26 protein-coding genes and 4 pseudogenes are annotated in these 25,494 nt (G+C 52.1%); 5 read left to right on the top strand and 25 right to left on the bottom strand.

Going from position 1 to position 25,494, the window contains the following annotated elements:
• Positions 1-253 (top strand): hypothetical protein (locus ACOI7Z_RS24580; RefSeq protein ID WP_094909534.1); only part of this gene is annotated, 253 nt, incomplete at its 5' end.
• 210 nt (positions 254-463) lie between these two features.
• Here the strand turns inward: ACOI7Z_RS24580 and ACOI7Z_RS24575 are convergent.
• The 3 genes from ACOI7Z_RS24575 to groES all read right to left on the bottom strand — a co-directional run bounded on the left by ACOI7Z_RS24575 (position 464) and on the right by groES (position 4,168).
• Entirely contained in the window at positions 464-1,945 is a 1,482-nt protein-coding gene (locus ACOI7Z_RS24575; RefSeq protein WP_032723056.1) for an IS91 family transposase, read from the bottom strand.
• A 236-nt stretch (positions 1,946-2,181) separates the two neighbouring features.
• Positions 2,182-3,822: a chaperonin GroEL gene (gene groL / locus ACOI7Z_RS24570; RefSeq protein ID WP_004201176.1), complete on the bottom strand. Its 1,641-nt coding sequence runs from the start codon at positions 3,820-3,822 to the stop codon at positions 2,182-2,184.
• Positions 3,823-3,877: 55 nt separating this feature from the next.
• Positions 3,878-4,168, bottom strand: a complete 291-nt coding sequence (groES, locus tag ACOI7Z_RS24565) for a co-chaperone GroES (protein WP_004201172.1) — start codon at positions 4,166-4,168, stop codon at positions 3,878-3,880.
• Between the two features lie 193 nt (positions 4,169-4,361).
• Here groES and cutA point away from each other — a divergent pair, with 193 nt between their 5' ends.
• Positions 4,362-4,691 carry a divalent-cation tolerance protein CutA gene (cutA, locus tag ACOI7Z_RS24560; RefSeq protein WP_004201171.1) on the top strand — a complete coding sequence of 110 codons (330 nt, stop codon included), beginning with the start codon at positions 4,362-4,364 and terminating at the stop codon, positions 4,689-4,691.
• A gap of 4 nt (positions 4,692-4,695) precedes the next feature.
• A complete protein-coding gene (locus ACOI7Z_RS24555; protein WP_004201169.1) occupies positions 4,696-5,727 on the top strand; it encodes a protein-disulfide reductase DsbD domain-containing protein in 1,032 nt (343 codons plus the stop codon).
• Between the two features lie 10 nt (positions 5,728-5,737).
• Here the strand turns inward: ACOI7Z_RS24555 and ACOI7Z_RS24550 are convergent, their stop codons facing one another.
• From ACOI7Z_RS24550 to ACOI7Z_RS24520, 7 genes and pseudogenes are all read right to left on the bottom strand, one after another.
• Positions 5,738-6,376 carry a phosphoribosylanthranilate isomerase gene (locus ACOI7Z_RS24550; RefSeq protein ID WP_004201168.1) on the bottom strand — a complete coding sequence of 213 codons (639 nt, stop codon included), beginning with the start codon at positions 6,374-6,376 and terminating at the stop codon, positions 5,738-5,740.
• Positions 6,377-6,380: 4 nt separating this feature from the next.
• Entirely contained in the window at positions 6,381-6,746 is a 366-nt protein-coding gene (gene ble / locus ACOI7Z_RS24545) for a bleomycin binding protein Ble-MBL (protein ID WP_004201167.1), read from the bottom strand.
• 3 nt (positions 6,747-6,749) lie between these two features.
• Entirely contained in the window at positions 6,750-7,562 is an 813-nt protein-coding gene (locus ACOI7Z_RS24540) for a subclass B1 metallo-beta-lactamase NDM-1 (protein WP_004201164.1), read from the bottom strand.
• A gap of 100 nt (positions 7,563-7,662) precedes the next feature.
• Positions 7,663-7,845 (bottom strand): annotated as a pseudogene (locus tag ACOI7Z_RS24535) (IS30 family transposase); the annotation flags it as partial.
• 130 nt (positions 7,846-7,975) lie between these two features.
• Positions 7,976-8,956, bottom strand: coding sequence for an IS5-like element IS5 family transposase (locus ACOI7Z_RS24530; protein ID WP_000019402.1), 981 nt, complete (start codon positions 8,954-8,956; stop codon positions 7,976-7,978).
• A 67-nt stretch (positions 8,957-9,023) separates the two neighbouring features.
• Positions 9,024-9,887 (bottom strand): annotated as a pseudogene (locus ACOI7Z_RS24525) (IS30-like element ISAba125 family transposase); the annotation flags it as partial.
• A 219-nt stretch (positions 9,888-10,106) separates the two neighbouring features.
• A pseudogene (locus ACOI7Z_RS24520) lies at positions 10,107-13,124 on the bottom strand (Tn3-like element IS3000 family transposase).
• Positions 13,125-13,267: 143 nt separating this feature from the next.
• On the opposite strand from ACOI7Z_RS24520, the pseudogene ACOI7Z_RS24515 reads away from it, so the two are divergent.
• Positions 13,268-13,780, top strand: a pseudogene (locus ACOI7Z_RS24515) (Tn3 family transposase); the annotation flags it as partial.
• A gap of 251 nt (positions 13,781-14,031) precedes the next feature.
• Here ACOI7Z_RS24515 and dqlB read toward each other — a convergent pair.
• The 7 genes from dqlB to ACOI7Z_RS24480 form a co-directional block, all read right to left on the bottom strand.
• Complete coding sequence (gene dqlB / locus ACOI7Z_RS24510; protein ID WP_000609145.1) at positions 14,032-14,127, bottom strand: DinQ-like type I toxin DqlB; 96 nt, start codon at positions 14,125-14,127, stop codon at positions 14,032-14,034.
• An 804-nt stretch (positions 14,128-14,931) separates the two neighbouring features.
• Positions 14,932-15,210 carry a hypothetical protein gene (locus ACOI7Z_RS24505; RefSeq protein ID WP_001093608.1) on the bottom strand — a complete coding sequence of 93 codons (279 nt, stop codon included), beginning with the start codon at positions 15,208-15,210 and terminating at the stop codon, positions 14,932-14,934.
• Positions 15,207-15,482: a hypothetical protein gene (locus ACOI7Z_RS24500; protein ID WP_000557557.1), complete on the bottom strand. Its 276-nt coding sequence runs from the start codon at positions 15,480-15,482 to the stop codon at positions 15,207-15,209. The genes ACOI7Z_RS24505 and ACOI7Z_RS24500 overlap by 4 nt, the downstream gene beginning before the upstream one ends.
• A 17-nt stretch (positions 15,483-15,499) precedes the next feature.
• Complete coding sequence (locus tag ACOI7Z_RS24495; protein WP_000510385.1) at positions 15,500-15,754, bottom strand: hypothetical protein; 255 nt, start codon at positions 15,752-15,754, stop codon at positions 15,500-15,502.
• Positions 15,755-15,863: 109 nt separating this feature from the next.
• Complete coding sequence (locus ACOI7Z_RS24490; protein ID WP_000196235.1) at positions 15,864-16,685, bottom strand: SprT-like domain-containing protein; 822 nt, start codon at positions 16,683-16,685, stop codon at positions 15,864-15,866.
• Positions 16,682-16,861 carry a hypothetical protein gene (locus tag ACOI7Z_RS24485; protein ID WP_000136657.1) on the bottom strand — a complete coding sequence of 60 codons (180 nt, stop codon included), beginning with the start codon at positions 16,859-16,861 and terminating at the stop codon, positions 16,682-16,684. The genes ACOI7Z_RS24490 and ACOI7Z_RS24485 overlap by 4 nt, the downstream gene beginning before the upstream one ends.
• A 16-nt stretch (positions 16,862-16,877) precedes the next feature.
• The gene (locus ACOI7Z_RS24480) at positions 16,878-17,144 is read right to left on the bottom strand and encodes a hypothetical protein (protein ID WP_032072053.1); all 267 of its coding nucleotides are present in this window, start codon (positions 17,142-17,144) and stop codon (positions 16,878-16,880) included.
• Here ACOI7Z_RS24480 and ACOI7Z_RS24475 point away from each other — a divergent pair.
• Entirely contained in the window at positions 17,134-17,784 is a 651-nt protein-coding gene (locus ACOI7Z_RS24475; RefSeq protein ID WP_000351937.1) for a YkgJ family cysteine cluster protein, read from the top strand. The two genes, ACOI7Z_RS24480 and ACOI7Z_RS24475, sit on opposite strands and share 11 nt — an antisense overlap.
• 37 nt (positions 17,785-17,821) lie before the next feature.
• Here the strand turns inward: ACOI7Z_RS24475 and ACOI7Z_RS24470 are convergent, their stop codons facing one another.
• From ACOI7Z_RS24470 to ACOI7Z_RS24435, 8 genes are all read right to left on the bottom strand, one after another.
• Entirely contained in the window at positions 17,822-18,277 is a 456-nt protein-coding gene (locus tag ACOI7Z_RS24470; RefSeq protein ID WP_001293458.1) for an H-NS family nucleoid-associated regulatory protein, read from the bottom strand.
• 11 nt (positions 18,278-18,288) lie between these two features.
• Complete coding sequence (gene topB / locus ACOI7Z_RS24465) at positions 18,289-20,616, bottom strand: type IA DNA topoisomerase (protein ID WP_004199098.1); 2,328 nt, start codon at positions 20,614-20,616, stop codon at positions 18,289-18,291.
• Positions 20,617-20,619: 3 nt separating this feature from the next.
• Positions 20,620-21,882, bottom strand: a complete 1,263-nt coding sequence (locus tag ACOI7Z_RS24460; RefSeq protein WP_000517490.1) for an AAA family ATPase — start codon at positions 21,880-21,882, stop codon at positions 20,620-20,622.
• A gap of 82 nt (positions 21,883-21,964) precedes the next feature.
• Complete coding sequence (locus ACOI7Z_RS24455) at positions 21,965-22,459, bottom strand: thermonuclease family protein (protein WP_001215543.1); 495 nt, start codon at positions 22,457-22,459, stop codon at positions 21,965-21,967.
• Positions 22,456-22,782, bottom strand: coding sequence for a hypothetical protein (locus tag ACOI7Z_RS24450; protein ID WP_004208538.1), 327 nt, complete (start codon positions 22,780-22,782; stop codon positions 22,456-22,458). Before ACOI7Z_RS24450 ends, ACOI7Z_RS24455 begins: the two co-directional genes overlap by 4 nt.
• A gap of 85 nt (positions 22,783-22,867) precedes the next feature.
• Positions 22,868-23,182 (bottom strand): TrbM/KikA/MpfK family conjugal transfer protein, encoded by a 315-nt coding sequence (locus ACOI7Z_RS24445; RefSeq protein WP_000754496.1) that lies wholly within the window; start codon positions 23,180-23,182, stop codon positions 22,868-22,870.
• Between the two features lie 87 nt (positions 23,183-23,269).
• Entirely contained in the window at positions 23,270-23,662 is a 393-nt protein-coding gene (locus tag ACOI7Z_RS24440; RefSeq protein WP_000738524.1) for a cag pathogenicity island Cag12 family protein, read from the bottom strand.
• Positions 23,659-25,494, bottom strand: a complete 1,836-nt coding sequence (locus tag ACOI7Z_RS24435; protein WP_000053822.1) for a type IV secretory system conjugative DNA transfer family protein — start codon at positions 25,492-25,494, stop codon at positions 23,659-23,661. Before ACOI7Z_RS24435 ends, ACOI7Z_RS24440 begins: the two co-directional genes overlap by 4 nt.

Raw genomic sequence — 25,494 nt, 5'->3', positions numbered from 1 at the left:
GCAAAAAGTCAGTAAAGGACTCACAGTTGGTTCAGTCATTACAGGAAGCACGTTTTTACATGGTCCCCCTGTTTTGGCACTCGGTTTTACCAAGCTGTTTAAAAAATCAAAAAAAGTAGACGAAACCAATATTCAATTGGCCAATAGCTGGATTGGTGTAAACAACCACCTGATTGAAAAGGTGCTGCCAAACCTAAAGTGGGATATGGGTATAGGAAGTTCAACCGCCCTTTTTGGCGAGTCTGGCGGGTAGGAAGCGGCCGCGCAAGCGCCGCTTTGGGCACAGATCGGGCACAGATCGGGGGTTCATGCGTGGGTTTTCGACATCGCGGGGCCACGCAGCGGCTCAGTGCGTAGCCATTTCTCACCGAATCCCGGCACAGGGCCGAGCGCAGCCCTGCGGGGTCGTGGCCGCATCGGATCGGACTCTGGCTTGGCTGCCGGCTGTGTGGCCGGCGCCTCATCACGCGGCGGGCGGCGGGGCGCGCGCTGCGGGCCGGTAGTGCGCTTGCTCCAGCGCGCCGTGTTTCTCGAAGTGGGCGAGGATGGCGCGAATGGCCTTGGGGTCTTCGATGCTGGCGACGATCCGCACCGCGCCGCCGCAGTGGGCGCAGGTGGTGATGTCGATGGAAAAGACCCGCTTGAGCCGTTGCGCCCAGCTCATCGCACGGCGCTTCTGCTCGGGGCTGCGCGGCTCGTCGTGGGCGCTGACGTCCACTGGCGCCGCATCGCCCGCAGGCCGCCTGCCGCGCCCCGAGGGCGTCAGCTGCGCGCGCAGGTTTGCATTCGGGGCGAATACGCCGTGGAAGCGGGTGAGATGCGCGCGTGGCGGCGGGACCAGTGCCGCCAGCTTGGCGATGAAGTCCACCGCATCCCATTCGACATGCGTGGTGCCATTGCGCCACGGCGTCTTGAGCTGGTAACGCACCCTGCCCTGTGGCGAGATCGATAGCCGCTGCTCGCTGATCGCCGGGCGCGTGATGTAGCGGCACAGCTTTTCGAGCTTGTGGCTTTCGTGTGCTTCCGCGGCCACGCCGGCATGCAGCGAGAAGCCGCCGACCTTGCCGGCGTCGCCCTCCAGCGGACCGGCGTCGCCAGGCAGCGTTTGCAGCGTGACGACCTTGCGGCCAGCGTCGCGACCGGTGGCGATGCGGTAGGTCATCGAACTCATCCGCAGCCCATCCATGCCGTCGTCGCTACCCGCGCTGTCGGACAGGAACACGGATTCGTCTTCGCCTTCGAGCCAGCCGCGGCGCGACAGGTGCCGGCACACGCGATGCGCGATGGTGTTGGCCAGTTCCGTCAGTTGCGCCGATGTGGGCGCACGGGTGCGGTGCAGGCGCGGCTTGCGCTGCGGACGCTCGGTGGTGTCCTCGTACACGCCGTCGAGCCACAGCATGTGGAAGTGGATGTTGAGATTCAGCGCGCTGCCGAAGCGCTGGATCAGGGTCACCACGCCGCATTGCGCCGTATCCCGCGGCACGCCGGCCTGATCGGCAAGCCAACCGGCGATCACACGATGCACGATGCCCAGCACCGGGCCGATCGCCTCAGGCTTGCTGGCGAACAGGAAGCGCAACGGGTACGGGAAACTCAGCACCCATTGCCGCACCGGCCGCGGGCCGAACACCTCGTCCACCAGATGCCGCGCCGACTCGGCCATGCGCCGTGCGCCGCAGCTCGGGCACAGCCCGCGCTTCTTGCAGGAATACGCCACCAGCCTCTCGGCACGACAGTGCTCGCAGACCACGCGCAGGAAGCCGTGCTCGAGCACGCCGCAGCGCAGGTAGGTCTCGAACTCCTCGCGCACATACTCGGGCAGCGGGCGGTCTTCGGCCTCAAGACGCGCGATGAAGTCCGGGTAGTGCGCCTGCACTAGCGCGTACAGCAGCGTGCGCTCGGGCAGGTGGCGCGCGTAACGCGCAGCGGCGTGGGCGGCCGGCAGTGGCGCGCACACCTCGGCCTGCCGCCGGGGTGCGGTCAGGCGCGGCACGCAGCGCTCCGTTGCAGGGACGGCTGCTCAGGGTTGCGCCCGCGAGCACGCGTTCATATCGGCGTTTTCTGATCTTCGCGTCAGACATTGCCGCGGGGCGGGTAGGAAGTCTCCCGCCTCGGACGCCAGAACGCACAAAGCCCGGCACGAGGCCGGGCTTTGTGGTCTTGCTTGATGGATCGCGGGGCTTAGAAATCCATGCCGCCCATGCCGCCCATGCCGCCGCCGGCCGGCATCGCCGGCTCGTCCTTCTTCGGGGCCTCGGCCACCATCGCTTCGGTGGTGATCATCAGGCCCGCGATCGACGCGGCGTTCTGCAGCGCGGTGCGGGTGACCTTGGTCGGGTCCAGGATGCCGAACTCGATCATGTCGCCGAACTCGCCGTTGGCGGCGTTGTAGCCGAACGCACCCGAACCTTCGACCACGCGGTTGAGGATGACCGACGGCTCATCGCCGGCATTGGTCACGATCTCGCGCAGCGGGGCTTCCATCGCGCGCAGGGCGATCTGGATGCCGTGGTTCTGGTCTTCGTTCACGCCCTTGATGCCGGCGATCGCCGCCTTGGCACGGATCAGGGCGACGCCGCCGCCCGGGACGATGCCTTCCTCGACGGCCGCACGGGTCGCGTGCAGGGCGTCTTCGACGCGCGCCTTCTTTTCCTTCATCTCGACTTCGGTGGCGGCACCGACCTTGATCACCGCAACGCCGCCGGCCAGCTTGGCCACGCGCTCCTGCAGCTTCTCGCGGTCGTAGTCGGAGGAGGTCTCCTCGATCTGCGCCTTGATCTGCTTGATGCGCGCCTCGATGCCCGCGCCTTCGCCGGCGCCATCGATGATGGTGGTGTTTTCCTTCGACACCTGGATCTTCTTGGCGCGGCCGAGGTCCTTGATGGTGGCCTTCTCCAGCGACAGGCCGACTTCCTCGGAAATCACCACGCCGCCGGTCAGGATCGCCATGTCTTCCAGCATCGCCTTGCGACGGTCGCCGAAGCCCGGGGCCTTCACCGCGCAGACCTTGACGATGCCGCGGATGGTGTTGACCACCAGGGTCGCCAGCGCTTCGCCTTCGACTTCCTCCGCCACGATCAGCAGCGGCTTGCCGGCCTTGGCCACGCCCTCGAGGACGGGCAGCAGGTCGCGCACGTTGGAGATCTTCTTGTCGTACAGCAGGATGAAGGGATCATCCAGGTCGGCCGACATCGACTGCTGGTTGTTGACGAAGTACGGGCTCAGGTAGCCGCGGTCGAACTGCATGCCCTCGACCACGTCGAGTTCGTTGTCCAGGCCGCTGCCTTCCTCGACCGTGATCACGCCTTCCTTGCCGACCTTGTCCATCGCCTGCGCGATCAGGTCGCCGATGTTGGCATCCGAGTTCGCGGAGATCGCGCCGACCTGGGCGATTTCCTTGCTGGTCGACGACGGCTTGGACAGCGACTTCAGTTCGCCGACCGCGGCCTTCACCGCCTGGTCGATGCCGCGCTTCAGGTCCATCGGGTTCATGCCGGCGGCGACCGCCTTCATGCCCTCGCGGATGAACGCCTGCGCCAGCACGGTGGCGGTGGTGGTGCCGTCGCCGGCGTTGTCGGAGGTCTTGGAAGCGACTTCCTTCACCATCTGCGCGCCCATGTTCTCGAACGCGTCAGCCAGTTCGATTTCCTTGGCGACGGAGACGCCGTCCTTGGTGATGGTCGGCGCGCCGTAGCTCTTCTGCAGCACGACGTTGCGGCCCTTCGGGCCGAGGGTCGCCTTCACGGCGTTGGCGAGCACGTTGACGCCGCGCACCATCTTGGAGCGCGCGTCTTCGCCGAAACGAATGTCCTTGGCAGCCATTGCGAATTACCTCGAAAAATTATTCGGATGAGAAATGTGTGGGAGCGACGCGCGATCAGCCGAGGATCGCGAACAGGTCGTCTTCCTTCACCACCAGCAGCTCGACGCCGTCCAGCTTCACTTCGGTGCCGCTGTACTTGCCGAACAGCACCTTGTCGCCGACCTTGACCTGCGGCGCGCGGACCTGGCCGTTGTCCAGCACCTTGCCGGTGCCGACGGCGACGACTTCGCCCTTGATCGGCTTCTCGGTGGCCGAATCCGGGATCACGATCCCGCCGGCGGACAGCTTCTCTTCTTCCATGCGCTTGATGACCACGCGGTCGTGCAGCGGCTTGATATTGGACATGGCAACCTCGGTAAATGGTTGATTGACGTGGAAAAACCCGGCGATTTTAGCAGTCGCGCGAAGCGAGTGCCAAACCGCGGACAACAGAACCGGGCGAACCCGGCATGCCACCGAGATGGGGCGGGCCCGCCGACTTTCAAGGGCCGCACGCGGATGTCCGCCAGGCCCGCCGGATCGGGGCAGCCGCTACCCTATGCCGGTGAGCGCCCTGATCTGCTTCTGCACCTGTCCCGACGCCGACAGCGCCGAGCGCATCGCCACCGCGCTGGTGGCCGAGCGCCTGGCCGCCTGCGTCAACCTCCTGCCCGGCCTGCGTTCGGTCTATCGCTGGCAACGCAAGGTCGAGGCCGCGGCCGAGGTCCTGCTGCTGGTCAAGACCAGTGCCGAGGCCTACCCCGCCCTGCAGGAACGCCTGCGCCAACTGCATCCCTACGAACTCCCGGAGCTGCTCGCGGTCGAAGCCGCGTCCGGCCTGCCCGAATACCTGCAATGGCTGGCCGCCGAGAGCCGACCGGTAAACTGAGCCAATGACCGCATCCACGATCCGCCTGCGCCGCTGGCTGGCCGGGCTCGCCCTGCTGCTTGCGCTGCCCGCGACCTCGGCCGTCGCCCAGGACTTCGAACTGCCGCCGGTCGACGAGGTCTTCGTCCTGTCCGCGCAGGCCACCGCGCCGGACCGCATCGAGGTGCGCTGGCGGATCGCCGACGGCTATTACCTGTACCGGCACCGCACCTCGGTCAAGGCCGATGCCGCCTTCACCGGCGCGACCATGGCGCTGCCGAAGGGCAAGGCCTACCGCGACGAATTCTTCGGCGACGTCGAAACCTACCGCAAGGAATTGCTCGGCACCCTCACCGGCACGCCCGCGGCCGGCGCGAGCGCGACCACCCTGACCGTGAAGTACCAGGGCTGCGCCGATGCCGGCGTGTGCTACCCGCCGCAGACCCGCACCCTGAAGGTCGCGTTGCCGGGCGAAGCGGGCGCTGGCGGCTTCGGCTGTAAGGCGCGCGGGCTGCATGATTATGTCGTCAAGAACGGCTCTGCCGATCATCCCAACGCCGAGGTGAAATTCGCACTGGGTGATGTGGTCAACACCATGATCGGCTGCACTAATGGTGAAACGATCATGCTGTGCCACGACACCTCGCTGCCGCGCCCCTATTCTCTCGGCTTTCGGGTGCAAGGCACCGAGGGGCTGTGGATGGACGTCAACAAGTCGATCTATCTGGAGGGCAAGAGCCCACAGCCGCACCGCTGGGAGCCTGCCGAGGGCTGGTTTGCGAAATACGATCACCCGCTATGGAAACGCTACGCCGATCTGGCGGCAGGGGCCGGGCATGGCGGGATGGACTGGTTCGTGATCCACGCTTTTGTCGAGGCGCTGAAGGCCAAGGCCCCGATGCCAATCGACATTTACGACGCGCTGGCCTGGAGCGCGATCACGCCTCTGTCGGAACAATCGATTGCTGAGGGCAATCGCACGTTAGATTTTCCCGACTTCACCCGAGGGCAGTGGCGCACCCGCAAGCCGATCTTTGCGCTGAACGACGCCTATTGATCGACGCGATTTAGGCCAAGCGCACCGCAAAGGCGAAATTGGTAATCTTGTCGGTATCCTTGACGCCCGGCGCGCTTTCGACGCCGCTGGAGGTATCGACCAGCGGCGCTCCGGTGCGCGCAATCGCCTCGGCAACATTCGTCGGATTTAGCCCGCCTGCCAGCCCCCACGGCAAGGCACCGCGATATCCGGCCAGCAGCGACCAGTCGAACGCCAACCCCATGCCGCCGGGCAGCGCGCCTTTGGGGGTCTTGGCGTCGAACAAGATCAAGTCCGCCGCCCCGGCATAGGCTGCGGCGCGTGCGACATCGCTGGCGCTGGCGACGGGCAGCGCCTTCCACACCGGCTTGCCAAACCGCGCGCGCAACTGGGCCACGCGTTCGGGCGATTCCGAACCGTGCAGCTGCAGCGCGTTCAGCTTGGCTGCCACCAGTGCGTCGGCGATGACAGCATCATCCGCATCGACGAACAAACCGACCATGGCGATCTGGCCAGCTGCGCGCGATGTCAAAGCGCCCGCGACATTCGACGTAACCGCACGGGGCGACGCTGGATAGAACACCAACCCGGCATAGTCCGCCCGCGCCGCGATGGTCGCATCGAGCGCCTCGGGTGTGCTGATCCCGCAAATCTTGATTTTCGCGGGCATGCGGTCAGTCGGGGTTCTGGATCAGCCGCACCAGCGTGCAGTCGGGATCGATCAGGTAGCCGATCCTCAGGCCGCTCGCCTCCAGTTGCGGAGCTTTGAAGCGCGGCCAGCCGGTGCTTTTTTCCTCGGCTCCCGCCGCGTTCACCAATGCCACCATGGCATCGAGATCATCCAACCGCAGGCAACAGCCGAACGAGCTCGTAGCTGGGTCGAGGTCAGGATAGGGGAAGAATTCGAGCTGCAAACCGCCGCGCTGCAGGATCATCCAGCCGCGATCCTTCCAACTCGTCGCAAAGCCCAGCTTCGCATAAAACGCCTCTGTCACATCGAAATCGCGCGATGGCAGATTGGGGGTGACGTGGTCAGCCATGGCTCAGCGCAGCTTGTCGGCCATGCGGGCCGTATGAGTGATTGCGGCGCGGCTATCGGGGGCGGAATGGCTCATCACGATCATGCTGGCCTTGGGGAACGCCGCACCAAACGCGCGCGCTGACGCGGCGTAGTGCTCAGTGTCGGCATCACCGAGATTGCCGAGCGACTTGGCCTTGCTGTCCTTGATCAGGCAGCCACCAAAAGCGATGTCGGTGCCGTCGATCCCAACGGTGATATTGTCACTGGTGTGGCCGGGGCCGGGGTAAAATACCTTGAGCGGGCCAAAGTTGGGCGCGGTTGCTGGTTCGACCCAGCCATTGGCGGCGAAAGTCAGGCTGTGTTGCGCCGCAACCATCCCCTCTTGCGGGGCAAGCTGGTTCGACAACGCATTGGCATAAGTCGCAATCCCCGCCGCATGCAGCGCGTCCATACCGCCCATCTTGTCCTGATGCGCGTGAGTCACCACCGCCAGCGCGACCGGCAGGTTGATCTCCTGCTTGATCCAGTTGAGGATCTGGGCGGTCTGGTCATCGGTCCAGGCGGTATCGACCACCAGCACGCGGCCGCCATCCCTGACGATCAAACCGTTGGAAGCGACTGCCCCGAAACCCGGCATGTCGAGATAGGAAGTGTGCTGCCAGACATTCGGTGCGAGCTGGCGGAAAACCAGATCGCCAAACCGTTGGTCGCCAGTTTCCATTTGCTGGCCAATCGTCGGGCGGATTTCACCGGGCATGCACCCGCTCAGCATCAATGCAGCGGCTAATGCGGTGCTCAGCTTCGCGACCGGGTGCATAATATTGGGCAATTCCATCAAGTTTTCCTTTTATTCAGCATTAAAAACCCCGCAAATGCGAGGCCTAGTAAATAGATGATCTTAATTTGGTTCACTGTAGCAAAAATATGGGGCGAATTCAAACATGAGGTGCGACAGTTTCAAAAGCCATATGATAATCAACAAGCTGAGCAAATTTCTCTAATGGTGTAAGCCAATCTAACGCCTTTCTAGGACGAGTATTCAGTGACATGGCAACTTGATTTAAATAATGCTGATCTGCCTGATTTAAATCAATCCCTTTAGGGAAGGTGCGAATAAGCGGGGAAATTCTTCTCGGCTGACTCAGTCATTTCATTTCTTCATGTTTGAGCCGATTTTTTCTCTCGTAAATGCCTTGAATCAGCCTATTTAGACCGTTTCTTCGCCATTTAAGGCGTTATCCCCAGTTTTTAGTGAGATCTCTCCCACTGACGTATCATTTGGTCCGCCCGAAACAGGTTGGCCAGCGTGAATAACATCGCCAGTTGGTTATCGTTTTTCAGCAACCCCTTGTATCTGGCTTTCACGAAGCCGAACTGTCGCTTGATGATGCGAAATGGGTGCTCCACCTTGGCCCGGATGCTGGCTTTCATGTATTCGATGTTGATGGCCGTTTTGTTCTTGCGTGGATGCTGTTTCAAGGTTCTTACCTTGCCGGGGCGCTCGGCGATCAGCCAGTCCACATCCACCTCGGCCAGCTCCTCGCGCTGTGGCGCCCCTTGGTAGCCGGCATCGGCTGAGACAAATTGCTCCTCTCCATGCAGCAGATTACCCAGCTGATTGAGGTCATGCTCGTTGGCCGCGGTGGTGACTAGGCTGTGGGTCAGGCCACTCTTGGCATCGACACCAATGTGGGCCTTCATGCCAAAGTGCCATTGATTGCCTTTCTTGGTCTGATGCATCTCCGGATCGCGTTGCTGCTCTTTGTTCTTGGTCGAGCTGGGTGCCTCAATGATGGTGGCATCGACCAAGGTGCCTTGAGTCATCATGACGCCTGCTTCGGCCAGCCAGCGATTGATGGTCTTGAACAATTGGCGGGCCAGTTGATGCTGCTCCAGCAGGTGGCGGAAATTCATGATGGTGGTGCGGTCAGGCAAGGCGCTATCCAGGGATAACCGGGCAAACAGACGCATGGAGGCGATTTCGTACAGAGCATCTTCCATCGCGCCATCGCTCAGGTTGTACCAATGCTGCATGCAGTGAATGCGTAGCATGGTTTCCAGCGGATAAGGTCGCCGGCCATTACCAGCCTTGGGGTAAAACGGCTCGATGACTTCCACCATGTTTTGCCATGGCAGAATCTGCTCCATGCGGGACAAGAAAATCTCTTTTCTGGTCTGACGGCGCTTACTGCTGAATTCACTGTCGGCGAAGGTAAGTTGATGACTCATGATGAACCCTGTTCCATGGCTCCAGATGACAAACATGATCTCATATCAGGGACTTGTTCGCACCTTCCTTAGGTAAATATTGCCTAATTAAACCATTCATATTTTCGCATGTGCCTTTTTGCCAGGGTGAATGTGGGTCACAGAAATATACATCTATGCCTAAATCTTCTTCGAGTATTTTATGTTCTGACATCTCACGTCCACGGTCATAGGTCAACGTTTTACGCAGTTCTGCAGGTAAATATTTCAGAGCTTCAGTTAAAGCCTTGCGCACTGATTCTGCCTTTGCATCAGGTAATGTTGCCAAGATACAGAGCCGTGTATTTCGTTCAATAAGTGTTGCTATCGAACTTTTATTGTCTTTACCTTTAATTAAATCAGCTTCCCAATGACCCGGTATTTTTCTTTCTTGAACTTCGGCTGGGCGCTCATGAATAGTTTTAATATCCTGTAATATAGAATCTTTTTTAGGTTCACCGTTAGCTTTTCGCTTTTTATTTTCATGACGTAGACAGGATAATAAGTCTTTTTTCAACTCACCCTTTGGTAATGCTCGTATCGTTGAATAAATCGTTGTATGGCTTACATTCATTGTTTGATCCAAATCAGGAAATGTCTTTAAACGCTTTGCTATTTGCTGAGGAGACCATAAACAACGGATCGCTTCAACAATAAATTTCCAGAGGATTGAATCGATTTTGAGTTTTCTGTGACCACGTCTACGTCTAGCGAAGGTGTTATCAGAAGCATATCGAGCTTGATAAACGTCATTGATGCTATTTCTTTTAAGCTCACGATAGATCGTACTAGGATGTCTTTTAATGAGTTCAGCAAATTTTCTGGCTGAAAAGCCTTCTTTTCTTGACTCAAGCATTAATGCAGTACGATCTTCAAAGTTAAGATGATGGTATGACAATTTTATATACTCCATAAACCCTTTAAATTAATTAGGTGGTTTATGTCGCACTTCAAGTTTTACTCTGCCAACTTTAAATCAGTGGCTCCACTAACACTCTTCACTTATTTATTTAAAATTTAGCGACGTTAAAAGACAATTAAGTATTTTTAGATAATGGGGTTCTAGGGATTTTCCGTCCAAAAACGACAAAGTGCTCTGGAGGCCGCGCCGTCCGTGGCCTCCAGAGGGGTATTACTTTTCGCTGACGGGTAAATATCCCTCGATTGAGCGCATAAGCTCCTCCAGATCTGGCAATTTTTCGCTCAATTCGAAGTGGTAAGTCCCCTTGAGGTTAATGTTGTGCCAGGCCACAGGGGATGCCTGTTTGACGATATCTATTCTCTTGGTATCTCCTTGGTATTCGAAGCTGGTCAACAGCTGGCTGAGTATCCTGGAGTTGAAGTAAACGATGGCATTGGTGACCAGGCGAGCGCACTCATTCCATAGCTGGATTTCTTCGTCTGAACTGCCCCGGAACTGATCCCCATTGACGCTGCTCACGGCCCGACGCAGTTGGTGATAGGCCTCTCCCCGGTTCAGCGCGCGCTGAACATAGTTTCTTAAACTGGCATCATCGATGTAGCACAGTAGATAATTCGCTTTCACCAGGCGATTGTATTCCGTCAGGGCTTCCAGCAGCGGGTGATTGCGCTTGTACTCCGAGAGCTTTCTCACCAAGGTGGCTTGCGTTGTTTTCCGCTGCTTAAGTGATACTGCAATCCGTTGGATGGTATCCCAGTGCTGCGCAATACGATGGGTATTGATTGGCTTTTTTAAGCACAGCTGAATTCGGTGTTCTTTGTCTTCCTTGACATCAAACATGTCATTGATCACTTTGCCAACCTGGGCATAGCGTGGGGCAAACTGGTATCCGAACAGATCCAGTAACGCGAAGTTCACATGGTTCACCCCATGGGTATCGGTTGAGAGCACATCCGGAATGATGTCTGACGTATTGCTCATCAACAAATCAAAGATGTAGTGCGATTCATGTTCGTTGGCGCCGATCACTCTGGCGTTGATCGCAGCGTGATTGGCGATCAAGGTCATGGCAGAAACACCTTTTTGAGTGCCAAAGTACTTCGACGAATAACGGGTTTTGAAGGTCTCGCGCCGGGCTTCGAACTTTTGACCATCGGCACTGGCGTGGATCACATCTTCCTGGATGTTGTAGTACCGGAAGATGGGTAGCTTGGCTGTCGCGTTATTGATGTTGTCGTTAGCAGCATTCAATGTTTCCAGGCGAAGATAGTTCGCCTGGATAGTGCTGAGCTGATCATAGGTACGATCAGAGATCTGTGCCATGCCGTAAATGCCTTGATTGGTTGCATTGCCGACCAGAATTGCCAACAGGTCATATTCATGGGAACGGCTTCTGGATTGGGAACCCAGCACATGAGCGAAGCAGTCAATGAAACCGGTGTCACGATCAACCATGCGCAGTACATCCGCAATCCCCGTTGTGGGAATTTGCTGGAAGAAGGGATTGTTGACCAGATGATGTTTGCTGGCCGAAGGCAGGCGCCAGAAGCGTTTACCCTGCGGATTACGCAAGATGATATTCCGGTTGTCTTCCTGTTCAAGATATTCGCCGACTTCGTACAAACGGGTATCCAATTCCATGGCCATCTGTTTGATCAGCTTTTCAGGCTCCTCCGCTAATTTTGTAAAATGGCTCTGTTGAAGCAGCGTATATTTGTTTTTTCGCCAATGTTCCCCGTCGATCAGGTCGGCGTCGAGTGCCCGGTATTTAGTGATATCAGGCAGCGTCAGCTGGCCATTCAGGCGATCAGGAATCTGTTGATAGAGGAACCACTCATAACGATCGATCAGGATATTCCCTTCACCATCCAGCAGGAATTCACGTGATTTTTTGGAAAGGAGTCTGGTGTCGGCAGTTTGCAACTGAGCGTCCTGGCCGTTGAGTTCGTTTTGTGTTTTCGCCAAGGCGGCCGCTAAGTGCTGGGTGCCGTCGCAGCCTTCGAAGCGCAGACATAGGAACAACTCTCGCAGCAAACCTTTCCGCAGACTTTCTTTCTCGTCGCAGTACTGCCACATGGCTTCATCGACCGATCGTCGCTGCTCGTTCAGGAAGAGACATACAGATTCCAGATCCCTTTTGGTCAGCAGGCTCAGTGCTTGCTGTCTTACTGTTGCAAACGGTAGTTGCAGATCAATGCTGTCATCAATGAACAGGTGCAGTACTTCAGCTGCCTTGCTGACATTTTTAGCTGCTTTTTGCCAATCCTTAAACACCGCTTCCTGCGCATAATCCTTTGCCTTCTGTTTGGTCTGTCTGACATGATGCACAAAGCCATCGGCAATACGTTCCAGCGCTTGCTGCCATCGCGTTTGAAGATAGCACAATAAATACAGCCATTGGCTGCCTACGGTTTGACGTTTCAGTTTGGCACCGTAGTAGTCGACTTTCTCTGCCAGGTGTTGCAGATTTTTCTGCGACAGTGATAGCGTGCTCAACAGCAGATCCACTTCCGGCATCCAATGCTGGATATGGCGATAGACAATCAGTTCTTTCTCCAACTCGGTTCCGGTGAAGTTACGAGCCGATTGTCGCAACTGTCGGAACGGCAGTGGACCTGTGCCGTTCACGAGCTCCGCCAGTGCTTGCTTAAGACCGCGTGACATTGCACGCTCAAGGTGCGCGGCCATGTGTTCCTGTTCGTCTCCCACCACCTGACTGATGATCTTTTGCAGCGTGCTGTAGGCAGGGATTGCGATCTTCTGCCCCGAACAATATTCATTGGCCGCATCGAAGAGGTGCCTAGGCGCTGTCCAGGCTCTGGCTTGCTGGGATAAGTAATCTCTCAACGCCGCTCCATGGTCTTTGACATTTCAGCGCTGGTAGTTGCAGAGCTGGAAAACACGTTGGTAAATCCGTTCGTTCTCTTTTGGCGTGAGATTAAAGGGTCTACAGCCTGGGCCTGGTAGAACGGTTTGATAAACGTATTTGAGGTCCTGCTTGATCTGATGAAAGCCGGGATTCAGCACCACCGGCTTGGCTTTGAAATAGCCCAGCAGTACCACCAGCATGTAACGCTGGCCCCGATGACGGAGGCTTTTAGCGATCGCCAGTTCCTTATCGTTCAGCGAGAAAAAGAAGCGTTGGTCGGCGGAGGTGAAAGCGGGGGGTCCATATAACTCATCTTGTTCTGCCTCGGACAAGATTTGGACACGTTCTTCGAATGCCATGGATTTAGCCCAAAAAGACTAAATCTTACTCAAACAGAGCCCAAATAGGGATCTCGAAAAAAGTAATACCCCTCTGGAGGCCACAGACGGCGGGGCCTCCAGAGCACTTTGTCGTTTTTGGACGGAAAATCCCTAGAACCCCTCAGTGGGACGAAATGATCCGGACCGCTGGCTCCCTGAAGCTGGGCAAAGTACAGGTTTCAGTGCTGGTCCGTTCATTGCTGAAAAGTGAACGTCCTTCCGGACTGACTCAGGCAATCATTGAAGTGGGGCGCATCAACAAAACGCTGTATCTGCTTAATTATATTGATGATGAAGATTACCGCCGGCGCATTCTGACCCAGCTTAATCGGGGAGAAAGTCGCCATGCCGTTGCCAGAGCCATCTGTCACGGTCAAAAAGGTGAGATAAGAAAACGATATACCGACGGTCAGGAAGATCAACTGGGCACACTGGGGCTGGTCACTAACGCCGTCGTGTTATGGAACACTATTTATATGCAGGCAGCCCTGGATCATCTCCGGGCGCAGGGTGAAACACTGAATGATGAAGATATCGCACGCCTCTCCCCGCTTTGCCACGGACATATCAATATGCTCGGCCATTATTCCTTCACGCTGGCAGAACTGGTGACCAAAGGACATCTGAGACCATTAAAAGAGGCGTCAGAGGCAGAAAACGTTGCTTAACGTGAGTTTTCGTTCCACTGAGCGTCAGACCCCTGTTACCGATGCAAGAACAGGGGAGTTTCATGAAATGCCTGTTTAGGAGTGATTAAAGGTAACTTGTGCGCAGAAGGTCAGGTGTGTGGTGGTTAGTACAGACTAGTGAATGTTGTAACTAAACTATATTTTTATTAAAGGCCGGAGGTGGTGTTCCTCCGGCCTTAATTACGTTTCCGTGTTCATTAGTCGATGAACTGGCGGATCAGTTCCAGAATGGCAATCAGCGCGTTTGCAAGCGCCGCTACCGCCCTCAGAACGATGATTAACAGGTTAATCATCCGTTTTCTCCATAAATGGAGTAAAGACACCGTGGCTTGCTCTTACACTGCCTGTCACCACGGCTTCTCTTCGTCTTGTCAGTTGTAGAGAGTCTCACTCCTGCCAGAGCACAGATAACCAGCACCACCTGTATTACCTGTCAGGACTTTGAACCTGTTCATGCCGCATTTAGCGGAATGCAGGGAGAGACTCACCACAGAGCTAACCCTCTGATTATACGTTTATCTAACGTTCAGGCAAACCGTTAACGCACAGTCACTGCCCGTCATATTGCATAATCAGGCTTCACGGATTATCATACTATTGTCAGTTGTAGAGAGTTTCCCTTCCGGGCTGAGTTACCAGCTCGCACCGGAACCGTAAAAAAGCCGACCTCACCAGTCGGTTTTTTTACGTCTGCGGTTTCCCGCTTCGTTTAAATCTATTTTAAATGAATAAATTGTTCTGCGGCAAACCCAACAACATAAGGACGTTAGGGTTGATGGTTGCCGAAATCGCGGTGCGTTACGTGAATTCTGAGGTTTTGCGAGGGGGATTGGGCGCGAGAATTTACGAGAGAGCGCCGGAACAATGCCGGGATCACAAACCATCACCCGTGAAAGAAATCTTCCGGCATTGCCCGGTCAGGTAGTATGACATTCATTGTCAACGGCCATCAATTTATAAGCTGCTTTGCACTTCATAAAAGATCACCACCAGGGCTGCTAAAACAGTACCGATAGCCAGCACGTTAAAAAGTACGTCCTTCATCTTTACGAACGACATACTGATTTGCGTCCTTTCCCTTTTGTCAGCCTTCTCTATCATCCAGCGTTGGTATGAATCACTGTTACTTTTTCTGTCCATGTTCCCCCCAATTCATCAATGAGCACCAGGCGGCCACCAGGCTTCTTGCCAACAAAGTAACGGCCTCGCGGCAGACGTTCGCCAGTCTTCAGCCGTTCGATCCAGTCCTGAAATGCAGGGCGCGGTTTATAGCTGTAGCGGCCAAAATCAGCTAAAGACTGCGTGACCATGACTGTTTGGCAGCCATGCTTTCTCATATCACGAAACGTATTTTCCAGTGCAGCCAGTGTATTCATTTGCACGTTCTCTCTGCTTTTCCCATGAAGATATTAACGACACTCAAAACTAACACCGTTGGCATGATCACGGCAGCATAGCCGACAGCAACGGCCTGATATATGGTCAATGAGTAGTCGGGCTGTTTATACAATACGACTGAAAAAATGCTCCCCAAACAAGCAAGCAGAGTTAAAAACAAGTAATCGACAAATCTGTTTTTATAGATAACCCATGCAACGATGCAGGGATATGACACCAGGCACAGGATAATCGCATTTGTGGTATGCACGTTTCGCTCCTTGTTATTTAAGGGTTGTCAGCCAGATCAAACAGATTGTTCAGGCTGGAACGGAATTGTTTTACCGATGATACCAGCTCCTGACTCCGCGCTTTTTCCTGCGCCAGTTCACGCCGTAGCTGCGCCATCTCGTCTCTGTTACGCTGAAGCTCAAGGATAGCCGTCATAAAGGTTTTGCTGGCTGATGCCTGTCCGGTCGCTTCCTGCGCCTTTTTAATGGCCTGATCTTCGTCGTCATTCGTTCTGATTGTGTAATGCCCCATGATACCCCTCTTTTGCTGTCATTTTTGCGCTGCCGGCGCGAACCCGGGAAGAAACTTTGCTGGCAAAAAACACTGGCCAACAGATGTGACCGGGAAAATTTGCTGGCAATTAATTTTCGATGAAAGCCAGCTCGCAATCGCCGCATTCAATATTCAGTCCGGCTTTGCCCCACACGGCAGCGCCACACCCGCGACACTGATATTTAACTTTATTTCGTTTTGGCTTGTCCTCAAATGCTGCAACTGACAAATCATTGTCATTGCTCCCGGCCATATCATCTGAATGGCTCCCGTTCTGCGGTGACACTGACGGCAGCAGAGCCATAGAAAGCACCGCTTCTATATCAATCCCGGCCTCAGCATTTTGATGCGCCAGAGCAAGCGTTTCGCGCCATTGCTCTATTACGGCGGTCATATCTTTTTGTTGTTCGACCTGGACAGGGAAGCGATCAAACCAGCTCAAAGCAAATTGCCCCTGGAACAGTTCCAGTGTGACGCGCTGGAAGCGGCCACCAGGGATCGGATAGTCATTAATCTTCTGGCCGACTTTCGCACCACCAGGTCTCCCGGTGGAGGAGGGCATAAGTCCGATACTTTCCATTTTTGCCGCCCACTGCGCATTGTGGTACGTCTTACGCGACGGGTTGCCGTAGTGGTACTGCCACATATGGCACTGCTCATGAACCAGCGTTTGCATGACTTCAATAAGCGGGTACACCGGGAAGTATTCAGGATTGAGGGCGATTTCATCAATCATCCTGCCGCTGCCGTCAGCAGCAACAAAGCGCCTGTAACTGAAATAGCCCATTGTGTTCTTGCCGCGCTGGAACGTAATCAGACAGTCAGGGAGTTCGCCGTCAAAAAGGCGCTGGTTATAGAAATCAAACGCCTGTTGTAGCTCGCTGTAAGCGCGTTCCGTGGCTCTTGTCATGCTGAAGTTCGCTTAGCGGCGTTCCGATATTCCTGTAACTCTGCAACAATAGCAGGGAACACATCAGCGCAACGCTGTGCCAGCTTAACCGCCTTTGAACAAACGCCCATACCATGTGCTCTTTTGAGCGCCTCCAACAAATCTGCCAGTTCCTCGTCAGTGATTTTTTCAGTCATCTATTAAGCTTCTCCATTATCTGTATCGTACGATACAGATAATATAAACCACACCTTTGATAGCGGCAATCTTTTTTGCTGGCAATTTCACGCCCAGGGCGGGCATCGAGCGGGTAATATTGCTGGCAAAAATCAACGGCCAAACCGGCTGCAGGAAACTGGTTTGCTGGCAAGCGTGATTTACTGCTGGGCTTGACACCTTGCCATTGTATGACGCTTGTTTTAGTGTCAAATGAACAACCAGCGCGAGAAGAATATAGGAAGCAAAAGCAATGGATATCAAACCTAACTCAGTGATCCACCTGGAGCCAGGCGAAACATTACCCGGCTATACCAATCTGAAACCCGTACCTGATAAGTATTTCGATGAGTTAAAGGCACTCATAAATAAACTCAATACTCAATCCGGTAATATTTACCTCAAGTTAAAACAGATGTACGCCTTTTTGGATCGTTTTAACAAAGAATTTGTGAGCACGTTTACCTCCTGTCAAAAGGGGTGCTCTTCGTGCTGTAAAATGGATGTTCATTTAACCGCGCTTGAGGCAACACATATTGCACAAGCAAGTAAACTTACTGCCAGAGACAACCCGCTTACGACCGGGCATGAGTCAAAATGTCCGTTTTTGTCTGAGAAGGGAACATGCTCAATCTACAATTACCGCCCGCTGTTATGCAGGACATATCATGTACTCACTCCGCCGGAGATGTGTAATGACCTGGATGCACAAGTCATGCAGTATGGTTCTCAAAGCGCGAACATGGGAAATCACATCTACAAAACAATAGCAGAGTGGATCTATTTTCAGACGTATCACTGCACTGGTAAGTTAGAAACCAAAGATATCAGAGACTACTTCCCTTATCCCCGCGAAGATATCCAAAGATTTCTTCACCATAACCCCCCGCGCCCTTTTTGCTAAAAAAAAGCCTCTGACGCAGTGTCAGAGGCTTGTTAGATTACTGTTCGTCACCAGCAGTGCTGGAAGCATCTTTTTTGATGAGAAACTCATCAAGAGAACGGCCAGCTTTTAACGCTTCGTCGATTGGTTTTGGTGTCCGGCCACGACCAGACCAGTATTTCGTTTCGCCGTTTTCATCAAACTGATATTTAGGCGGCGCTTTTGGCAACGTCTTTTTGCGTGTTTTTTGCGCATCTTCGGACAGGCCAAGCAGTTCTTCCGGTGAAAAACCTTCTCCGGCAATCAACTGGAGCAGTTCCTGGCGCTTTCTTTCGCGCTCTGCGCGTTCTGCTGCCTCACGCTCTGCTTCTTCACGACGTTCTTCGATCACGGCGTTAAGCTTTTCCTGCATTTCCAGCAGTTGTTCAAAGCTGGTTTCTCGCGCAAAAACACGAACAGAGCGAATATTCAGGAGTAGCTTTTTTGTTGCGTCAAACGTTTCATTTTCACTCATCGAGTTAATCCTTATTTTTTACTGAACTGAAACCCAAGTTTACCCGTAGTTTTATCCTGCAAAACAATTGCAGCGTCAAACTTTTTCCCGGTTTTATTACTGGTAAAGCCTTTAATCTCTCCGGTTTTACCTTTTTTGATTAATGTCTCAACCTGATTTTGTGTCAGTTTTTTTCCTGACACTTCAGACCAGATTTTAAACTCGCACCCGGAACAGAAAAAGCCTTTAGGCCGGATAATAATTTCTTTACTGCATGAAGGGCAGGGGGCTTCGAGCCGGGACATGGAACCTTCTGATCTGGATTTTGCTTCCATATCCGGTTTGCCGTCTTTGTCCGGGAATGTTGTCTTGCATTCAGGGTAGCAGGAGCATCCCCAGAAAAAGCCATTTTGCCCCTTACGCTTACGCAGGAAACCGTTGTTACAAACCGGGCAGGGCGTGGCATTTGAAGAAATCGAAATTCCGTTCCTGTCCAGCTCGTCGATTAACCCCTGGACGTACTCATCATTTTCCTTAATAAACTCCTCAACTGTCAGCTCTCCGGCTTTGATCTGAGACTGCTTTTCAGCCCACAGAGCGGAGATATCCGGTTTAGTGATTTCAGGAGGCAGTGCAGCGCAAAACTCCTGGCCTTGTTTTGTGGTTTTCCATACCAGCTCCGAATACCCCTTTTCTTTTTCGATGGAGATAAGCCCGGTATTTGCCGCCAGTTTCTCAAGAATACCCGCGCGGGTGGCTTCCGTTCCGATACTGCCACGATCACTGCTGCCCTCGTCTTTCGCTTCCAGCGCCTTTCTGAGAGCCGGATCATCAATGAATTTTGCCGCACTCGTCATGGCGGCCAGTAACGTTGACTCTGTGAAATAGCGAGGTGGTGTAGTCTTTTTCTTGTCCACGTCTGCCGATTCACACAGGCCGCTGTCATTAAATTTCAGCAATGAAAGGTCAAAACCGTCCGTTCCGGCATCTTCGGTTTCGTCCTCGTCATCACTATCCTTACCCAGCGCTTCCCAGCCCTTTTGTACCAGAACGCTCTGTGTGGCCGTAAAGGTATCCCCCTTAATATCAAAGTGGATTTTCGTCTTGTTGCGGATCGCATCCGGGTAGAACAGCCCGATAAAGTAGACGGACACCAGGTTATAAACGTTCCGCTCTTTTTCATTAAGCTGAATACCGGCTCCGCTTTTTGTCGTCGGGATGATGGCGTGGTGCGCCTCAATCTTACTGGCATTAAAGGCTTTGTGTTTCTGGCCTTTATCCATATCTACGATCGCAGACGCCAGTTCGGGTACGGTGGCCGCTATAGCAGTGGCAATATCTCCGGCCTGGTAATAATGCTCATCTGAAAGATAGCGATTGTCAGAACGTGGATAGGTCAGAAGCTTGTGAGTTTCATACAGCCCCTGCATCACATCGAGCGTATCTTTTGCAGAATAACCAAATCGCTTTGCGCAGAGCTGCTGAAGCGTGGAAAGGTTAAGCGGAAGCGGAGGCTTGCTATTTTCCGGCTTTGTCGTCGCGATAGTAACAATAGCATCCTTACCCGTAACACGTCCGGCAATATGCGCGGCCTGAGCTTCGGAGATCAGGCGTTTTTTCTCGTCTATCTGATCGTCGTCTGTTGTCTGATATTTCGCCTTAATCTGATGCCCGTTCATCGACAGACTGGCGAATACATCGTAATAAAAGCTTTCTGTGTGATTCTGGTTCGCCAGCGTGCGCATGTTCACCAGACCAAGAACGGCACTTTGTACCCGGCCAACGTTCAGAACGCCGTCATAGCCCTTCTCACGGCCTTTTAATGTACATCCCCGCGTCATGTTATAGCCAAAACCCTGATCGCACAGGGAACGCGCCAGGGCGCTTAACGTCATACCGCGAAATTTATCGTTAGGTTGTAAATTCGACAGTGATTTTTGCACTGGCGCAAGGTTGAGGTCGGCAACAAGCAGTCGCTGGACGGGTTTCTTGTTTCCGGCATAACCCAGAATCTCATCAACCAGCAAACATCCTTCATCATCGGGGTCGCCTGAATGAACGATGCTGTCGGCTTTATCGATAAGAGACAAAATAATGCGGGTCTGTGCTTCTGATTCAGGCTTGATTTTATATTTTGGCGGATAAACCGCTTTAATGGGTAAATCACTATAACGCCAGTTGGAATATTTGTCGTCATAATCCTGTGGGTCGTAAAGCTCCAGCATATGACCATAACACCAGGTAACGACATCAGAACCGTGTTCAAAATAGCCGTTTTTCTTTTCTGTATTGGGATTTCCGCCCAGTCCTTCAAAAATAGCCTTTGCTAAAGACGGTTTTTCTGCAATAAAAAGTCTCATTAATCAATCCTCAAGGTAACTTGAATAGTCAGGCTGCGCACCATTCTTTTTAAAGATTTCTTCCCTTTCCTCTATGTCTTCTTCTGCCTCCTGCACACTAAGGTCAAGGGTTCCTTTCAAAAAGGCACGCGCATTCTTGATTACATCTACTGTTAATTCGTTTTTTGTTCCGCGAATCATGCCAATAGCAATATTTATTATCTCCTTTATTTCAGCAGGAGTCGTTCTGTCCAGCACCGCGCCAAGTTCTTTAAGGTCAATATTTATATCGTCTGGTAAGTACATTTTGGCACAAGCGGCAGCGGCTTTAGTCCGAAAAGCACCTACAGATATGATTCTGTCAATTCTGCCAGGGCGTTTTCTGATGCGCGGATCAATCCGGTTAGGATAGTTCGTTGAAAAAATAACATATGTCCCGGCAAGATTTCGCGGTGTATCAGCCCCATCAAGAAAACTTAACGTTCCGGCATCAGCCCGATAAAGTTCATCAACCTCTTCAGCTATTATGATAACGGGTATTTTCTTTTGAGCTGCGGCATAGCAAACATCTTTAAAGTAATCATCAGCATAAACAAATACATATTTATCCTGATATTTTGCCCCCAAAGCTTTTGCGATAGTCGTTTTCCCTGTGCCCGGAGGACCAGTAAAAAGCACTTTTCGCATTCCTGACTGACCATAACGGGTGTAGAAATCAATATCCGAAAAGAACTGATTAAAGTCATTCTCCAGCTCATTAAACTTTGGATGAACAGAAAAACGTAAAGCGTTTTCTATTTCTTCCTTCCTTGCCTTACCGTGATAATAAACGCCGTCGTAACACCCGATTTTCCAGATACCTTTACGGGGTAAAGAGCGGTTTAATTTAGCGCGTCCAGCTTCGCAAAGATTATGAAGCATCGACATACTTTTGGTTGTGCCAACTGCGTACTCCATTCTGACTTTAGAGTTAAGAATGAAGCGAATAATATGAACCACTTCATTTTGACCAAGATGAATCCGGTATGCTCCCGAACCATCTTTAAACATAAGCTTTTTAATCCTCCCGGCTTTAGCCATAACAGGGCTACTTCCCGTATGAACGACGGTTGAAGCAACGGGTTCGATATCAAGATTCGAATAAATTTTACGATTCTTTCTGTTTATAAAAATCTCTGCCACTTTAGGATAGTAATCACAATCCTTTACGACAGTACCAAAATTATCTTCACCGTAATATTCTTTATGGAGCCGTAAAGCCTGCTCTACCAGAGTTAATTTACCCATATGCGCACCATGTATATTAAAAACCGTGACGTTGCCTGAAGATTTTCTTCAGGCAGAGGAGGGGTTGGACAAGCGAAGCGCGTCAGTTTTGTTTATGACGCCACTCCCACGGAGGAACGGGATTACTGTCAGCCCACAGGCCGCGCTTCTGTGTCTGAGCTTCCCGTTGCAGAGCCGGTAATGAGTTATCGGTGTTGTACCTGTCATAAACCCATGCAGCCCCTTTTAGCACTTGCTGGCGGTTAGCCTCAGTGCCGTTCGCTGTCACCACTCGTCCCAGGACTCGCCCGTAGCGATCTGTTTGCGTATAAGAGACGGTAACTGATTGCCCTGCCAGCAGGGCTTTAAGTTGATTGGTTGACCAGCGACCAAAGGGTTGTTTTTTTTCCGGTGCATCGATATTTATCAATCGGACTCGAATCGGAACTTCATACACAACAATTTTCGCGGGTAGTGTTTTAACTTCGATGGTATCTCCATCGAGAACGCGAATAACTTTCCCCTGAATCTGAGCAGCACACAATGTAGCTGGCAACAGGGCAACAGCAAAGGAAAGAACATTAAAAAAATGTCTCATTGCTTTCTTCCCTCCCATATTGCTGAGAGTCTTTTAAAAATGGATAAAACGACGACTAAAGCCACTGCGATAACAGCCAACGAAGGAAGTACATAGCTGTATAACTCAACCATGAAATTAATAAACTCAATGAGCGATTGCGGCTTTAAGGAAGCATCCCACAAAACGATAACAAAACGATAAAGCCCATAGACAATTGCCGGAAACCAGACCATAAACAACAAAATTTCAGTAAAAACAGAAGCGACCGATTTGACACTATCGATAATTTCAATTCCGGCAATTCTCACACTTCTTGCATCAGGTACGTTAATAATTTTCATCCTCCCACCCCTGTAAAAAATGTTCGCAAGTTCCAGTCTCAAACCTGAAACTTGCGTATTCACATCAGAATTAAATCAAACAGAATTAAAAGTTTTTCAATCGGCCAAAGCTTGAAATAATTTTACTTACTGTACCTGCATCAGCCGCAGGACATTCATTTAGTTTTTTCTTTCTGGCATCTGCCGTGTGATCGGGTAAAAAACCATGTTTATTCTTTTTCCTGATTGACATAAAACTTTTATACATCGGGTCACATTCTGCCGGACTACTTCCGTCAAGTTTTCCGGCAAGGCATAACACCATTGCACATGGATCGTTCGGGTCGGCCTTTTCCTCAGCATGAGCAGTTCCGGCAGCGAACGCACAAAGCAGCACTGCCGTGGTTACGGTCTTTTTCATATACACCTCATGGATAACGGGCAACTAACGCCCTGCGGTTGTTCAACCCCGGCTCAATAAAATTACAAGAATTTTATTAATCCGGCGTTATCGTGATAAATAAACACTGGTAGTCCGGCAAGAAAAACAGTTCATTTTATAACGATACTGTATGACACCGTTTGCACCGTTCGCCCTCAACCAGTTTTTAGCTGTGAAAAAGTCTGTTCCGTTACTGGTTTCAACAATCACTGAATCAGAATGTGCAACAGAATAAAAAACAGCATCATCGTAAAGGCGGTTTTCAGGCCTGAAATTATGGATAACCTTAACCCACGATGAATTAACCTTGTCTGATTTAATAACTGAGTATGTCGGTTGCCAGTCCATTAATTGTGTATTCACCGTTTCAGGATTCTGTTCCCAGTCAACCTGTGGTGGTTCAGGCGGAGAGGAACAGGCAGAGAGAAAAAGGACACTGACCATTAACATTTTTTTCATAGTAAAACCTCTGACTCCAGCTCACCGACGGAGAGCATTTTTTCTTTAGAAGGATATTTAAGCCCTTTAACACCCAATACTTTTTTAGTCTTATTCAGAGAGGCGGTTAACTCGGTAAGTTTGGGGCTTACCATCATCAGCCTGTCCATAAAATACGGGTCGAGGAAGTAGAGGGCTTTCTCAGCTTTAACCGGGTTTTCACCTTTAAGAATGATAAATTCTTCTTTAAAATCCAGCGTTCCCAGCTCCTGCGGGAGCACAAGGGCGCGCTGCGCCTCACTTTCTGAACTGCTTTTCGACGTTGAGCGTCCGCTTGTCTTGCTTGAACCTGTCGATTTGGTGGTGATATAGCCCAGCTTTTCCGAAATCTTTTTAGCGTCATCTTCTTCACTGACAGCGTAGATAATCCGGCAGGGATGCGCACTCATCAGCGTTTTGGCACCTTCAACACCATAGATTTCATTAAGCTGACTGATATTCTGGTAAATCGTCAGAAGTTTGAGTTTAAACCCGGCAATATAACCCGAACCTTTTTTAATGATTGGCATGTAACCAATAGACGGAAACTCATCCAGGAACATCAGACAGTCATGTTTCAGTGTCGGGTCAAAGTCAGGGTTTTCTCGTAACGTGACTTCCACAACGAAGTTAAAGAACAGGTTGAGGAAGTCATAGGCCAGGGACATATCTTCAGCATTAACGCCAACATAAACAGTGATATCTTCCCGGCGCAACTGGCGAAGGTCGAAATCATTGCCGTCTGTACATTTGCGAACAGTCGGAAGATAAAACAGACTCATTTTCTTACGAAACGAACCATCAATACTCGAACGTTGTTCGTCTTCGGTTTCGTGATACTCCCTGATTTTGGTCAGGGCATCGCGCAGATGATACAGCGCGTTTTCATCAAGTCCTTTTGTTCCCTCCAGGTCTTCTCGCTTACTGAGTATCAGCTCCCGGTCGATGTTGCTGTACAAATCGACTACAGAACCAATTGAGAAAACAGGTTTAAGCCCGAACTCACCAAGCCAGGAGGGGTCGTAGTTAATAAAGAAATGAAGCAATTTTGCCAGCCCCGTCCAGTACTGCCCCGCGAGGTTATTAAAGTGTGCTTCCGCTCCGGTCAGACCGTAAGACGGGAACAGGATCTCAATCAGCTTCAGCAGGTCTTTAGCCCCGCTCTCTTCTTTTAAATCAATATAGAAAAGCGGGTTAAACTGATGCGTTTTACTGTTGAAAGGGTCAAGAAGATAGACCTTATTACCCAGCAGTTTTTCACGTACCTTACTGGTGATTTTCCACAGTTCCTGTTTTGGATCTAATGCAATCAGGGAATGTTTCCTGACCAGCAGGTTTGGAATACCTATTGCAGCCCCTTTACCTGCGCGGGTTCCTGCGCCAAGTGATACAAAATCTGGTGCGGTATACCACAGGTATTTACCTTTATATGCACCTACAAGAATATCAGTATCGTTTTCTTTCTCCCATTTCAGAAGTTTCGATTTTCTTAAATCATTATCACTGGCAAACTTCGCGTCACCATAAAGAGCAACATCCGTTTTATTCAGTTGCCAGATAATAAAAACAGGCACAATGAGAGACGAAACCATACCTGATAAAAGAGAGGGGATTGCGGTTAACCTGATATCTGTCCGTATATTACTCTCTGTTATTATCCGCCACAGCAGCATGGAATCAAAATTCTTCCATATATAAAGCGGCGTTTTTCCGTTCAGGAAGTAAACAGCAACTGAGCCAGTATAATACGTCACAAGACACATAACCAGACCGATAAAAGCCCACTGGCCTTTATCGGGTAGTTTCAGAGACAT

It is taken from the genome of Klebsiella sp. C283 (assembly GCF_048822555.1).
GTDB lineage: Bacteria > Pseudomonadota > Gammaproteobacteria > Enterobacterales > Enterobacteriaceae > Klebsiella > Klebsiella quasipneumoniae.
The sequence above is the reverse complement of the archived record's forward strand: the minus strand, read 5'-3'. Positions and strand labels throughout refer to the sequence as shown.